General features: G+C 62.8%; 12 protein-coding genes. 4 read left to right on the top strand and 8 right to left on the bottom strand.

From position 1 onward, the window contains the following. Nucleotides 1–2: 2 nt before the first annotated feature. Together DJ563_RS21725 and DJ563_RS21720 are read right to left on the bottom strand one after the other, a co-directional pair. The gene (locus DJ563_RS21725) at nt 3–287 is read right to left on the bottom strand and encodes a HigA family addiction module antitoxin (RefSeq protein ID WP_186657551.1); all 285 of its coding nucleotides are present in this window, start codon (nt 285–287) and stop codon (nt 3–5) included. A gap of 13 nt (nt 288–300) precedes the next feature. Continuing rightward, on the bottom strand, nt 301–579 hold the full coding sequence (locus tag DJ563_RS21720; protein ID WP_186657549.1) for a type II toxin-antitoxin system RelE/ParE family toxin: 279 nt from the start codon (nt 577–579) through the stop codon (nt 301–303). A gap of 267 nt (nt 580–846) precedes the next feature. Here DJ563_RS21720 and DJ563_RS21715 point away from each other — a divergent pair, with 267 nt between their 5' ends. After that, nucleotides 847–1,758: a LysR substrate-binding domain-containing protein gene (locus tag DJ563_RS21715; protein ID WP_033702243.1), complete on the top strand. Its 912-nt coding sequence runs from the start codon at nt 847–849 to the stop codon at nt 1,756–1,758. A 107-nt stretch (nt 1,759–1,865) separates the two neighbouring features. Here the strand turns inward: DJ563_RS21715 and DJ563_RS21710 are convergent, their stop codons facing one another. From DJ563_RS21710 to ycaC, 4 genes are all read right to left on the bottom strand, one after another. Then, nucleotides 1,866–3,707 carry an amidohydrolase gene (locus DJ563_RS21710; protein WP_274099700.1) on the bottom strand — a complete coding sequence of 614 codons (1,842 nt, stop codon included), beginning with the start codon at nt 3,705–3,707 and terminating at the stop codon, nt 1,866–1,868. Between the two features lie 301 nt (nt 3,708–4,008). Continuing rightward, a complete protein-coding gene (locus DJ563_RS21705) occupies nt 4,009–4,827 on the bottom strand; it encodes an alpha/beta fold hydrolase (protein WP_047582060.1) in 819 nt (272 codons plus the stop codon). A gap of 46 nt (nt 4,828–4,873) precedes the next feature. Further along, on the bottom strand, nt 4,874–5,440 hold the full coding sequence (locus tag DJ563_RS21700; protein ID WP_274099697.1) for an antibiotic biosynthesis monooxygenase: 567 nt from the start codon (nt 5,438–5,440) through the stop codon (nt 4,874–4,876). A gap of 118 nt (nt 5,441–5,558) precedes the next feature. Further along, nucleotides 5,559–6,188 carry an isochorismate family cysteine hydrolase YcaC gene (gene ycaC / locus DJ563_RS21695; RefSeq protein WP_033702251.1) on the bottom strand — a complete coding sequence of 210 codons (630 nt, stop codon included), beginning with the start codon at nt 6,186–6,188 and terminating at the stop codon, nt 5,559–5,561. 352 nt (nt 6,189–6,540) lie between these two features. Between ycaC and DJ563_RS21690 the strand changes: the two genes are divergently transcribed. After that, nucleotides 6,541–7,101 carry a PBECR2 nuclease fold domain-containing protein gene (locus tag DJ563_RS21690; RefSeq protein ID WP_047582057.1) on the top strand — a complete coding sequence of 187 codons (561 nt, stop codon included), beginning with the start codon at nt 6,541–6,543 and terminating at the stop codon, nt 7,099–7,101. A gap of 266 nt (nt 7,102–7,367) precedes the next feature. Continuing rightward, complete coding sequence (locus DJ563_RS21685) at nt 7,368–8,795, top strand: mechanosensitive ion channel family protein (RefSeq protein ID WP_274099699.1); 1,428 nt, start codon at nt 7,368–7,370, stop codon at nt 8,793–8,795. A 157-nt stretch (nt 8,796–8,952) separates the two neighbouring features. On the opposite strand, the gene amaA is transcribed toward DJ563_RS21685, so the two are convergent. Continuing rightward, nucleotides 8,953–10,239 (bottom strand): L-pipecolate oxidase, encoded by a 1,287-nt coding sequence (gene amaA, locus DJ563_RS21680; protein WP_274099352.1) that lies wholly within the window; start codon nt 10,237–10,239, stop codon nt 8,953–8,955. 170 nt (nt 10,240–10,409) lie between these two features. Next, nucleotides 10,410–11,900, bottom strand: coding sequence for an L-piperidine-6-carboxylate dehydrogenase (gene amaB, locus DJ563_RS21675; RefSeq protein ID WP_274099353.1), 1,491 nt, complete (start codon nt 11,898–11,900; stop codon nt 10,410–10,412). Nucleotides 11,901–12,035: 135 nt separating this feature from the next. Between amaB and DJ563_RS21670 the strand changes: the two genes are divergently transcribed. Beyond that, the gene (locus DJ563_RS21670; RefSeq protein WP_274099354.1) at nt 12,036–12,926 is read left to right on the top strand and encodes a LysR family transcriptional regulator; all 891 of its coding nucleotides are present in this window, start codon (nt 12,036–12,038) and stop codon (nt 12,924–12,926) included. The last annotated feature ends 17 nt before the right edge of the window (nt 12,927–12,943 follow it).

Here is a 12,943-nt window from a genome sequence, read left to right as displayed (position 1 = left end):
TTTCAAGCAAATACCAGCCGCGCAATCTGCGGGTGCTCACGGTGCGCGGCCTGCCACAGATCGTAGGCGGCCTGCTCGGCAAGATACTGCCGAGCATCGCCGAGGCCCGCCAGTTCAAGACGGTACGCCAGATCAGCGGATATAGCGGCACGCCCATTGAGCACGGTGGACAGCTGCCCCCGCGAATAACCGAGGTGACGCGCCAGTCCCGAGACACTCATGCCAATTGCAGGCAAAACGTCTTCTCGCAAAGACTCACCGGGATGGGGTGGATCGTACATAGGCATGGCGTTCTCTCTCCTAGTGGTAGTCCAGATAATCGACAAGCTCTACATCGGTACCAACGAAGCGGAACACCAGTCGCCAGTTGCCCGAAACGTTCACCGCCCAGAAGCCATCCAGCTTGCCCCGCAGCAAATGCAGGCGGTATCCAGGACGATCCAGGTTGGAAGGCGTTTGCGCCACCTCGAGCGAGGCAAGTAGCCGTCGTAAACGAGCAACATGATCGGCGCGTACTCCTGATGTGTCTCGTCGCTGATAAAGCAGCCTCAGGCCCTTGTGCCTGAAACTCTTGATCATTGAATCTTGAGTGTAAGGTCACGCCTTACACATTTCAAGTTGGATATAGAAAGGCGCATCCAAGCTCTCCTGAAGCATTTCCGGATTGATCAGTCTGTTCTCAGAGATTTGATTTAGCGCGGTGTTGCCGTCCGCGATCTATGTGGGAAGTTTCCCAAAGTCTTTCAGCCAGAGCTCGGGCTGCATGGCAAGATACCCTTCAAACTCATCACCTTTGCTGCGTTAAACTGCGAAACTGCCCTTACCGTTCCACCCGGAGAACGATCATTGGAAGACCTCAACTCCCTCTACTACTTCACCCAGGTAGTGGAGCACGGCGGTTTCGCCCCGGCAGGTCGCGCGCTGGACATGCCCAAGTCCAAGCTCAGCCGGCGTATCGCAGACCTTGAAGAGCGTCTTGGCGTACGCCTGCTGCACCGCACCAGCCGGCATTGCTCGCTGACCGAAATCGGCCAGGCCTACTACAACCGTTGCCTGGCCATGCGCGTGGAGGCCGAGGGGGCGGCGGAGATCATCGAACGCAACCGCAGCGAGCCTCGCGGGCTGGTGCGCATCAGTTGCCCGACCACCCTGCTCAACTCCTGGGTCGGGCCGATGCTGACGCGCTACATGCTCAAGTACCCCCAGGTAGAACTGTTTATCGAAAGCACCAACCGCCGCGTCGACCTGCTGCATGAAGGCTTCGACGTAGCGCTGCGCGTGCGCTTTCCGCCGCTGGAAAACACCGACATGGTGATGAAGGTGCTGAGCAACAGTACCCAGTGCCTGGTCGGCCAGCCGCAATACCGGGAGCAACTGCCCAAGGGCTTCGACCCGCAGATGCTCGGCCAGCTGCCCAGCGTGCACTGGGGCAGCGCCCAACGTGAGTACCAGTGGGAGCTGTTCCAAGGGGAGGACCAAAGCCACAGCATCGTGATCCCGCACACACCGCGCATGGTCACCGACGACCTGTTTGCCTTGCGCCATTTCGTGGTGGCCGGTGTGGGCATTGCGCACCTGCCCCGGGTAGCCGTGCGCGAGGACCTGGCCGAGGGCCGGCTGGTGGAGCTGTTGCCGGGCTGGCACCCGCGCTGCGGCATCGTGCATGCGATCTTCCCGTCGCGGCGCGGCTTGCTGCCGTCGGTGCGGTCGCTGATCGATCACCTGGCCGAGGAGTTCGCCATCAGCGACATGGCCTGAATCTGTACTGGTTTCATAGCGAGTGAATCCGCGCTCACAGTTACAGCGCAGTGCTGAAGATCGACACACAAAAAAGGGGCCTCTGCAGGCCCCTTCTTCACATCAACTCAGAACGCGAAGCACGAACAACCCAGCGCCCCCCAGAACCCTTGGAAGTCGTTCACCGGCACGCTGGAATGCCGCGCCTTTTCATGGCTGTGCGCATGCACCCCACACGGGCCGCTGCACTGGTGCACCGCTGCGGCCAGCGATGGCGTACCCACCCGCCAGTGCCCCGGCACCTTGGCCACCGGCGACCATTCCGGCAGTACTGGCACCTGCGGCGGGCCGAGCCTGTCGAACTCGCCGGCGCCGTACACGACCTTGCCATCGACGAGGGTCAGCACCGACTCGATGCCCTTGATCGCCTCTTCATCGACACTGAAGAAGTCCAGCGACAACGCCGCCAGGTCGGCCAGCTGGCCCACCTTGATCTGGCCTTTCTTGCCCTGCTCGCTGGAGAACCAGGCGCTGCCCTGAGTGAACAACTGCAGCGCGGTGTCGCGGCTCAGGCCTTCCGGGTACAGCGCCATGCCGCCAACGGTCTTGCCGCTGACCAACCAATACAGCGAAGTCCACGGGTTGTAGCTGGAGACGCGGGTTGCGTCGGTACCGGCCCCGACCGGCACGCCCATGTCGAGCATGCGCTGGATCGGCGGTGTCTTTTCGGCTGCCTTGGCACCGTAGCGGTCGACGAAGTATTCACCCTGGAAGGCCATACGGTCCTGGATGGCGATGCCCCCGCCCAGGGCGCGCACGCGCTCGATGTTTTCCGGGGTGATGGTTTCGGCATGGTCGAAGAACCACGGCAGGCCGTTGAACGGAATGTCCCGGTTAACCTTTTCGAACACATCGAGCATGCGCGTGATCGATTCGTTGTAGGTGGCATGCAGGCGGAACGGCCAGCGCTGCTCGACCAGGTGGCGCACCACCGGCTCCAGCTCTTCTTCCATGGTTTGCGGCAAGTCCGGCCGCGGCTCAAGGAAGTCCTCGAAGTCGGCGGCGGAGAACACCAGCATCTCGCCCGCGCCGTTATGGCGCAGGAAGTCCGTGCCGCTGTGCAGCTTCACGCTCGACGTCCACTTCTTGAAGTCATCGAGTTCTTCCTTGGGCTTCTGGGTGAACAGGTTGTAGGCGATGCGCACGGTCAACTGGCCTTTGTCAGCCAGCTCCTGGATCACCGAATAGTCGTCGGGGAAGTTCTGGTAGCCACCCCCGGCGTCGATGGCGCTGGTCAGGCCCAGACGGTTGAGCTCACGCATGAACTGGCGGGTCGAGTTGACCTGGTATTCCAGCGGCAGCTTCGGCCCCTTGGCCAGGGTAGCGTAGAGGATCATCGCGTTAGGGCGGGCGATGAGCATGCCGGTCGGCTCGCCGAATTTGTTGCGCTGGATCTCGCCACCTGGCGGGTTCGGCGTGTCCTTGGTGTAGCCCACGGCCTTGAGCGCAGCGCGGTTGAGCAGTGCGCGGTCGTACAGGTGCAGCAGGAACACCGGGGTATCGGGCGCGGCCTGGTTGATTTCTTCCAGGGTCGGCATGCGCTTTTCAGCGAACTGGAATTCGTTCCAGCCACCGACCACACGCACCCACTGCGGGGTTGGGGTACGGGCGGCCTGGTCTTTGAGCATGCGCAGGGCATCGGCTACCGACGGTACACCTTCCCAACGCAGCTCCAGGTTGTAGTTCAGGCCACCACGGATCAAGTGCAGGTGGGAGTCGTTCAGGCCCGGGATGACAGTACGCTGCTTGAGGTCGATGATCTGCGTGGCGGCGCTTTTGTGGGCCATGGCTTCGGCGTCACTGCCGACGGCAATGAAGCGGCCGTCCTTGATGGCAACGGCGGTGGCGGTGGGCTTCTCACGGTCAACGGTGTGCAGTTTGCCGTTGAACAGGATGAGGTCGGCGGTCATGGAGCCTCCTTGGGTGAATGCATGGGCGGAACCGGCAGAGCCGGCGAAGGGCAATGCGGACCAGAGCGCGCCAGCAGCACCGAGCACGGTGCTGGTGGCGAGGAACTGGCGACGGCTCTTGTCGTTGGGGTCCTGGGACATGGTCTTCTCCGTCTGGGTGCGGCGGCGGCAAGCGCAACTGCGGAGCATGCCGGTTCGTGCCTGGCCAAGGCTTGGATGGATGTGCGGTGGGTGGGTGAAGGTTAGCCTTGATCAGCTTTTGTGCAGCGGCCGGCCTCGGCGCGAGGCGGCCGCTGGATTTTCACCGGTTCAAGAACGCCAGCAGGTCTTCGTTCAGCTGCTGCGTATGCGTCACGGCAAAGCCATGCGGCGCGCCTTCATACACCTTCAACTCGGCACCGCGGATCAACTCGGCAGCCTTCTTGCCGGTGGTCTCGAACGGCACGATCTGGTCCGCGTCACCGTGGATAACCAAGGTAGGCACCTCGATCTTGGCCATGTCGGGGCGGAAGTCGGTCTCGGAAAATGCGCTCACGCAATCCAGCGTGCCCTTGATCGAGGCCAGCAGCGCGATGTTCAGGGTTTGCGTCAGCACACCCTGGGACACTTGCTGGCCTTGGTTCAAACCATAGAACGGCGTGGCGAAATCAGCGATGAACTGCGCCCGGTCCGCACGCAGCCCTGCCTGAATACCTGCGAACACCGATGCATCGACCCCCTCAGGGTTGTCATCACGCTTGCCGAACACCGGCGTTACCGCGCCCAGCAGCACAAGCCCGGCAACCCGTTCGTTGCCATGGCGGGCGATATAGCGGCTGACATCGCCGCCGCCCATGGAGAAGCCCACCAGGGTCACTTCACGCAAGTCGAGGTGCTCGATCAACTGGGCGATGTCATCGGCAAAGGTGTCGTAGTCGTAACCGTTCCACGGTTGGCTCGACCGGCCGAAACCACGGCGGTCGAACGCGATGGCGCGGTAGCCGCGGCTGGCCAGGAACTCCATCTGCGCGTCCCACATGTCGGCATCCAGCGGCCAACCGTGGCTGAACAGCACGGGCTTGCCGCTGCCCCAGTCCTTGAAATAAAGCGAAGTGCCGTCGCGGGTTACGAGTGTGCTCATGTCGGTATCTCCTTGAAGGTCTTTTGGGGTGAGGGGGGGAGCTGGCTCAGCCACGCAGCCAGTTGGCGCAGCGGCGGGTTACCCACGGCATGATGTAGAACACCACGGGCAGGATGACGAACAGGTTGACGATCAGGTTGCCGGTGATCGGGCCGCCCAGCTGCGGGACGCGGGCGAAAAACGGCGCCAGCAGTTGCGGGATGATCATGGTCATCGGGCAGATCACCAGGTAGGTCAGCAGTGCCTGCTTCCAGCGCGGCGGTTGCTTCGCGGTGGTGCTCGGCGGGGTGAACCAGAATTCCGGGTCGTCGTGGACCTGGGTGTTGTCACCCTCCTCCAGCAACGGCAGCACCTGGCTGACCAGCGTCTGGCGCTCGGTGGAATTGACCCAGGCCTGCAGCAGGCTGGCGTCGCTGAAGCGCACCACGGTGGTGAAGTGGCGGCCACCGTCTTCCGGGCGGATCACGTTGACATCAAGGTGGCCGGGTTGGCGGCGCGCGGCGCTGACCGTGTGCTTGAGCCACGCTTCGTAGCCTGCCAATGCTTCGGCGCGAACCTTGTGCTGGATGACCAGAGTAACCACGTTGCGGTTGTCTTGGAGTGCGGTGTTCATCGGCGTTCCTTGGGATGAGCTGGCCCGCATCCACTGTGCAACGGCGAACGGGCGGATGATTGCATGGGTGTGCTGCCCTTGCCGGGTACCGACTGGCGGTGCCCGGGGGCGTGGCGGGTTACTTGCCGGCGTTGAAGGCGTTGTAGCTGCTCATCAGGTTGCGGTAGTCCGGGATGTGGTTGGAGCACAGCGCCGCCAGGCCTTCGACATCGTTGCGCCAGTCGCGGTGCAGCTCACAGGCCACGCCGAACCAGGTCATCAGTTGCGCACCGGCACGGCTCATGCGGTCATGGGCGGCGTCGCGGGTCATGGCGTTGAAGGTGCCGGACGCATCGGTCACCACGAACACCTCGAATTCTTCTTCCAGGGCTGCCAGGGCCGGGAAGGCTACGCACACCTCAGTCACGACACCGGCGATGATCAGTTGCTTCTTGCCGGTGGCCTTCACGGCCTTGACGAAGTCTTCGTTGTCCCAGGCGTTGATCTGGCCTGGGCGGGCGATGTAGGGCGCGTCCGGGAACAGCGCTTTCAGCTCGGGTACCAGCGGGCCGTTGGGGCCTTGCTCGAAGCTGGTGGTGAGGATGGTTGGCAGGTTGAAGAACTTGGCCAGGTCGGCCAGGGCCAGCACGTTGTTCTTGAAGGCGTCCGGCTCGATGTCACGCACCAGGGACAGCAGGCCAGCCTGGTGGTCGACCAGCAGTACGGCAGCGTCGTCTTTGTTCAGGCGGTTGTATTTGAATGGGGTCATGGTCGTTGCTCCTAAGGGTTTTGATCTTCAGTGATTGGGGTGTTTCGCGTTGATGGGAGAAGATTAAAACCATCACCTTTGGAGCGGTAGATAGCTGTTTTTGGCTTTAGCGTTCTATTTTGTGAACGATAAGTTGGCAATGGTTTTGCTGGCTTGTTTGCGTAGCGGCCTCAGCATTCTGAAATGCCAGCAATGTCCTACTGCGATGTCAGTCATTACCTGCGAAACCGCGTCGCATCGGGAAATCCCCTACGAACTGTGTCGATTCCCTTCTGATTGTTCGCGCTCTACCCGCTCCCTAGGCTTGTCGAGCCCTATCGCTTCAGCCCTCCGCTTGTCACCAGGTACCTCCTTGACCGTCACTACCCCACCCGCAAAAATCACTGAGAAAGGGTGTCAGCGCACTTGGCTGGATATGGGGCTACCCGATCTCAGGTCACTTCACCGTGAGATGCGTGCTCAAGCTATCGAGGAGATTGCTGCAGCGGACTCCCATGACGATGCTATCGAACTGGTCGCTCAGCACTTCGGCTTGAGCGACTCACCTATCGCCTTTGTGGTTCTCAAGACGCCCTTGGGAGGTGTTCAGGTTCGGCGCAGCTGTATCTGTCACATCGTCGAAAAAAGGCAGGATGCCCGGGAACGTTATGTCCAAGTAGCCTTGGATACCTTGACCGGGCCGTTTGAAGTGTGGAGTGTCGCCTATACCAACGACACACATAGATTGGCATTTATCGGGGTCTATGAGACCAAGCGACAGATGCTGGTGATCGTGACGCTCGAGAGCGGAAAAATGCTGTGGAATTTTATGCAGTGCGACGCGAAAGCGTTGAACAAGCATCGCCATGGCGAGCTGCTCTTCAAACGCTATGCGTTTCTGCCGAACAAAGAAAAGGGCCACTGTAACCAGTAGCCCTGAAAGAGGTGCTTGATATTCATATACACACCCTCAAGCCGGGGTGTGGAGGTCTCACCCTGCGCTGATGATTCAGCCATCGACGGGGTTCCTACGCCAGTTACTGCCGCTGAATGGCAACTGGTTTCGCGCTCAGGTAAAACGCTACCACAGTCCTTGGACAAGTCAACAGGCGACAAGGGTGAGCGCAGCCGGACAACATTGCCTGGCGAACCAACCTGCTCTATTACTACCCACAGCCCTCCCCTCATCCCGAGACCACCATGCTGGCCTTTATCCAGTCTTCCCCGTTGCTGCTCGGCTGCGCCCTGATTCTGCTCGACCTCGTGCTCTGGCAACTGATCCCCCTCCAGCGCCGGGCCTGGCGTATCGGCGCGCGGCTGGTGATCTTCCTGCTGTTCAGCTCGGTGCTGCTGGCCGCCGGCATGAGCCCGTTGCAACCACCGCCATGGCCCGAGGATGTGTCGCGCAACCTGATGGCCACGGTGCTGACGATCGGCTGGTGGCTGTTCGGCGCGCGCACGGTGACCGTGGTGTTCGGCCTGCTGCTGGTGGCGCGCGGCAGCCATGGCGGGCGGTTGCTGCAGGATGTGCTGGGGGCGCTGATATTCCTGGCGGCGGTGGTGGCGGCGGCAGGCTACGTGATGCAGCTGCCGGTGAAGGGGCTGCTGGCCACCTCCGGGGTGATGGCCATCGTTATCGGCCTGGCATTGCAAAGCACCTTGGCCGATGTGTTCAGCGGCATCGTGCTGAACACCACACGGCCCTATCAGATCGGCGATTCGATCTCCATCGATGGCACCGAAGGCAAGGTACTGGACATCGACTGGCGCGCCACCCGCCTGCTGACCGGGTCCGGCAGCCTGGCGGTGATCCCCAACTCGGTCGCGGCCAAGGCCAAGCTGCTCAACCACAGCCGCCCGGCCGATGTGCACGGTGTATCGATCAGCGTAGTGGTGCCGGCCAAGGTGCGGCCGAAGCGGGTGTTCGATGCGCTGGAGAAGGCCTTGCAGGGCACCCGCGCGATACTGGCCTCGCCCAAGCCGAAAGTCACGGTGAAGGCCTCGACCCTGGAATCGGTGGAATACGAGGCCAGTGGTTTCATCGCCGACATGGCCGGCAAGACCGAAGCGCGCAATCAGCTGTTCGACCTGGCCCACCGGCACCTTGAGGCCAGTGGCGTGATGTGGAACGTCGACCTGGCCATGCCGCCACGCAGCCGCCAGCGCGAAGTACTGGACGAGGTGCGGGTGTTCCGCTCGCTGAGCGATGACGAACGCGATGCGCTGAGCCAGCGCATGACCGCGGTAGAGTACCTGGCCGACCAGGTGATCCTGGGGGTGGGCGAACGCTCGGAGCATCTGTTGGTGATTGGCAGCGGCGTGGTTTCGGCGTCAGTCCGCGACGGCGACAAGTTGCTGGAGGCTGGGCGCATGGGGCCTGGGGAGGTACTGGGAATCGAGGGCATCCTCGACGAGGACGACGGCTTCGCTGAATTCCGCACGCTGACCAGCTGCGTGCTTTACCGCATCGACAAGGAACAGGTGAAGAGCTGCCTGATGGAGCGCGGCGAGGTGCAGACGGCGTTGAGCAAGTTGCAGCGGTTCCGGCGCCAGAGCCGGGAATCGCTACTGCTGCAGAAGCCGACCCTGATCAAGAAGGGCGGCTTCCTCAGCTGGTTGCACAAATGACCTGACCCCCCTGAATTGGCGCTGATTGTAGGAGCGGCCTTGCGTCGCGAAAGGGCTGCGCAGCGGCCCCAAGTTCTGTGGCGCAGCAAAAATCGCCGGGGCCGCTGCGCGACCCTTTCGCGACGCAAGGCCGCTCCTACAGAACCGTACCAGTACCTTACAGCACCACTCTCAAGCACTGCCCCGCGTGGTACAGCGAGAACCCGGACTCATAGAACGCCGTGCGCAACGACGGCGCACTCACCCCGGTCATCGGCGAGAACGGAATCGGCAAGCTGTCCGCCTCACCCTTGAGCAGGAACTCGGCAAACGCCCGGCCGATCACGGTCCCGGTGGTGTTGCCGCGTCCGTTGTAACCGGTCACCGCGACCAACCCAGGCGCCGGCTCGAACAGGCGCATCAGGTGGTCGGGGGTGAAGTCGATGCAGCCAGTCCAGTGCATCTCCCACTCGACCTTGCCCAGCTCCGGGTAGTAATGGCTCTGGATCCGGTCCGCCCAACTGCGCACGAACCAGGCCGGCTTGTTGTCGACCCGGCCCAGGCTGCCAAGCAGCAGACGGCCCTGGTCGTCACGGCGGATGCTGCTGAGCACGGTGCGGGTGTCCCAGGAGCCTTGGCCATGCGGCAGTACCTTGTCGGCGGCGGCGCCCTGCAGCGGCTTGGACGCCACCTGGTAGTAGTAACCGCGGAAGAACTGCTTCTGCAGGTTGCTCCAGTCGCCTTCGGTGTAGGCACCGGTGGAAATCACCACCTTGTCGGCGCGCACCGAGCCGCGCGCGGTCTTCACTCGCCAGCCATCACCCTCGCGTTCCAGGCCCTCGACGGACGACTGCTGGAACACTTTGCCACCCAGGCGCGAGACCGCAGCGGCCAGGCCTTGGGTGTAACCCATGGGGTTGATGGTGCCGGCGCGGCGGTCGAGCAGCGCGGCGGAAATTTTGTTGGTACCGCAGTATTCCTGGCATTGGGCGCCGGTCAGCAGCTCCACATCAGCCCCTCGCCGGCTCCACTGTTCATGGCGGGCTTCGAGGTCGGCGATGCCGGTGGCGTTGTGCGCCATGTGCAGCGTGCCTTTGTGCTGGGCCTGGCAGTCGATGCCAAGGCGCTCGATCATGGCGAAGACCTCGCCGGGTGCCTCACCGAGGACCTTGTTCAAGCGGCTGCCCTGCTTCTGGCCGAGGGTCGCCTCGACATCGTCGGGGCGGATCCAGGTGCCTGCGTTGACCAGGCCGACGTTACGCCCGGAGCCTCCATGGCCGATCTGCCAAGCCTCCAGCAGGATCACCGACTTGCCCTGCTCCAGCAGGTGGATGGCTGCGGACAGGCCGGTGATGCCGCCACCGATGACACAGACATCGGCCTTGTGCTCACCGGCCAGGGCCTGGGCGGCGACGGTGGGTTTGCTGACGAATTCCCACAAGCATTGTTGACGCAGTTCGGACATGGCCGGCTCCAGCAGTGTTGTTCTTATTGCGGGTGCATCTCGTGTTTTGGCGCCGCTTTGCGGCCCATTCGCAGGCAAGCCCGCTCCCACAGAGATCGCGTTGTGTGCAAGATTTCTGTGGGAGCGGGCTTGCCCCGCGAACCGGGGGCAATGCCCCCGGCCATGCAGCATCAGTCGAACACGATACCCTGTGCCAGCGGTAGCTCGCGCGAGTAGTTGACGGTGTTGGTCTGGCGACGCATGTAGCCTTTCCAGGCATCCGAACCGGACTCACGGCCACCGCCGGTTTCCTTCTCGCCACCAAACGCACCGCCGATCTCGGCGCCGCTGGTGCCGATGTTGACGTTGGCGATGCCACAGTCGCTGCCCGAGGCACTCTGGAAGCGCTCGGCTTCACGGATGTCGGTGGTGAAGATGCACGAGGACAGGCCTTGTGGCACTTCGTTGTTCAGGCGCAGGGCCTCTTCGAAGTCGTCGTAGGCCAGCACGTACAGGATCGGCGCGAAGGTTTCGTGGCGCACCACGTCGCTCTGGGCCGGCATCTCGGCGATGGCCGGGGATACGTAGTAGGCGTTCGGGTACTGGTCAGCCAGCTGACGCTCGCCGCCAAACACCTGGCCGCCTTCGTCGCGGGCCTTGGCCAGCGCGCCCTGCATGGCGTCGAACGACAGCTTGTCGATCAGCGGGCCCACCAGGTTGTCCTTGCGTGGGTCACCGATACGCACCTTGGCGTAGGCGGCTTTGACGCGGGCAACCACTTCGTCCTTGACCGAACGGTGCACGATCAGGCGGCGCAAGGTGGTGCAGCGCTGGCCGGCAGTACCGACGGCCGAGAACAGGATGCCACGCACGGCCAGGTCCAGGTCCGCACTCGGCGCCAGGATCATGGCGTTGTTGCCGCCCAGTTCGAGGATGCTGCGGCCGAAGCGGGCAGCGACACGTGGGCCGACTTCACGGCCCATGCGGGTGCTGCCGGTAGCGCTGACCAGCGGCACACGCGGGTCGTCGACCATGGCTTCGCCCGCTTCACGGCCACCGATGACCAGTTGCGCCAGGCCAGCCGGTGCATCGCCAAAGGCTTTCAGGGCTTTTTCGAACAGCGCCTGGCAGGCCAGAGCGGTCAGTGGGGTCTTTTCCGACGGCTTCCACACCACCGAGTTACCGGCCACCAGGGCCAGCGCGGTGTTCCAGGCCCAGACGGCCACCGGGAAGTTGAAGGCGCTGATCACGCCAACCACGCCCAGCGGGTGCCAGCTTTCACGCATGTGGTGGCCCGGGCGCTCGGAGGCGATGGTCAGGCCGTACAGCTGACGCGACAGGCCGACGGCGAAGTCGCAGATGTCGATCATTTCCTGCACTTCGCCCAGGCCTTCCTGGGTAATCTTGCCGGCTTCGATCGAAACCAGCTCGCCGAGGTCGGCCTTGTGCTCACGCAGCACTTCGCCGAACAGGCGGACCAGCTCGCCACGGCGTGGGGCCGGTACGCTGCGCCAGGCTTCGAAGGCGCTGTGGGCCTGATCGATGCGGGCGATGGTCTCGGCCTTGCCGAGCAGCTTCACCGAGGCAATCTGGCTGCCGTCGATCGGCGTGTGAACAGGGTAGTCGCCCTGGGTGTAAGCCTCGGCGGCAACGCCAAGACGCTCGAGCAATCCAGCAACCATTGGTGCATCTCCTACATCGGTGATGGGGTGGAAAAATGATGTGGATCAGTATTAATCCGATCACACCAGTGCAACAAACGACCTTTATTCCGCATATCATTCCGTCAGGTAATGATTTGAGCCGCAGAGACCGCTATGTCCAAACGCCTGGTGCCCTCCATGACCGCCCTGCAGTGCTTTGAAGCCGCAGCGCGTCATTTAAGCTTCACCCGTGCCGCCGAAGAGCTGCACCTGACCCAGAGCGCGGTCAGCAAGCAGGTGGCGCAGCTCGAAGACATGCTGCGCCACCACCTGTTCCTGCGCATTCGCCGCCGCCTGCAACTGACCCCAGCCGGCAGCCTGTACCTGGCCGAGGTCAACAAGATCCTCACCCAGGTCGACATCTCCAGCCGCTACATCCTGACCTATGGCGAGCAGACCGAGATATTGAAGGTAGCCACTCAACCGAGTTTTGGCGTGCGCTGGTTGATCCCCCACCTCAAGGGGTTTGGCAAACGCCACAACAATATCCACCTGGACATCCGCAACGAGATGGAGCCGTTCGCCTTGCTGCAAGGCTCGGCGGACGTGGTGTTCTTCTATGGGCAGGGCACCTGGCCGGGGGCGACCTGCGTAGAGCTGTTCCGCGAAGAGGTGGTACCGGTGTGCGCGCCAGAGCTGTTGGCCGGGCGGGCGCTGGCCGATGCGGGAGAGTTGGCCGAACTGGTGCTGCTGCAGAGCACATCGCGGCCGGAAGCGTGGCATGAGTGGTTTCTCGAGCTGGGGCTGCACAGCGTCAGCAGCTATCACGGGCCGCGGTTCGATACCTTCTACATGGCCTTGAGCGCCGCGCAGGCGGGGTGTGGGGTGGCGTTGGTGCCGCGGTACCTGGTGGCCAAGGAATTGAATGAAGGGAGCCTGGTCATTCCGTGGAATCATGCAATGCGCAGTACCGGGGCGCATTACCTGGCGTATGCCGAGCATGCGGCGGAAGTGCCCAAGGTGCGGGCGTTGGTGGAGTGGGTGCGCGAGCAGTTGCAGCATTGAGCGTGCCGGGGCCGCTT

The organism is Pseudomonas sp. NFX1 (genome assembly GCF_051123555.1).
Classification (GTDB): Bacteria; Pseudomonadota; Gammaproteobacteria; order Pseudomonadales; family Pseudomonadaceae; genus Aquipseudomonas; species Aquipseudomonas capeferrum.
Note: the sequence above shows the minus strand (reverse complement) of the source record. Positions and strands in the feature narration are given on the sequence as shown.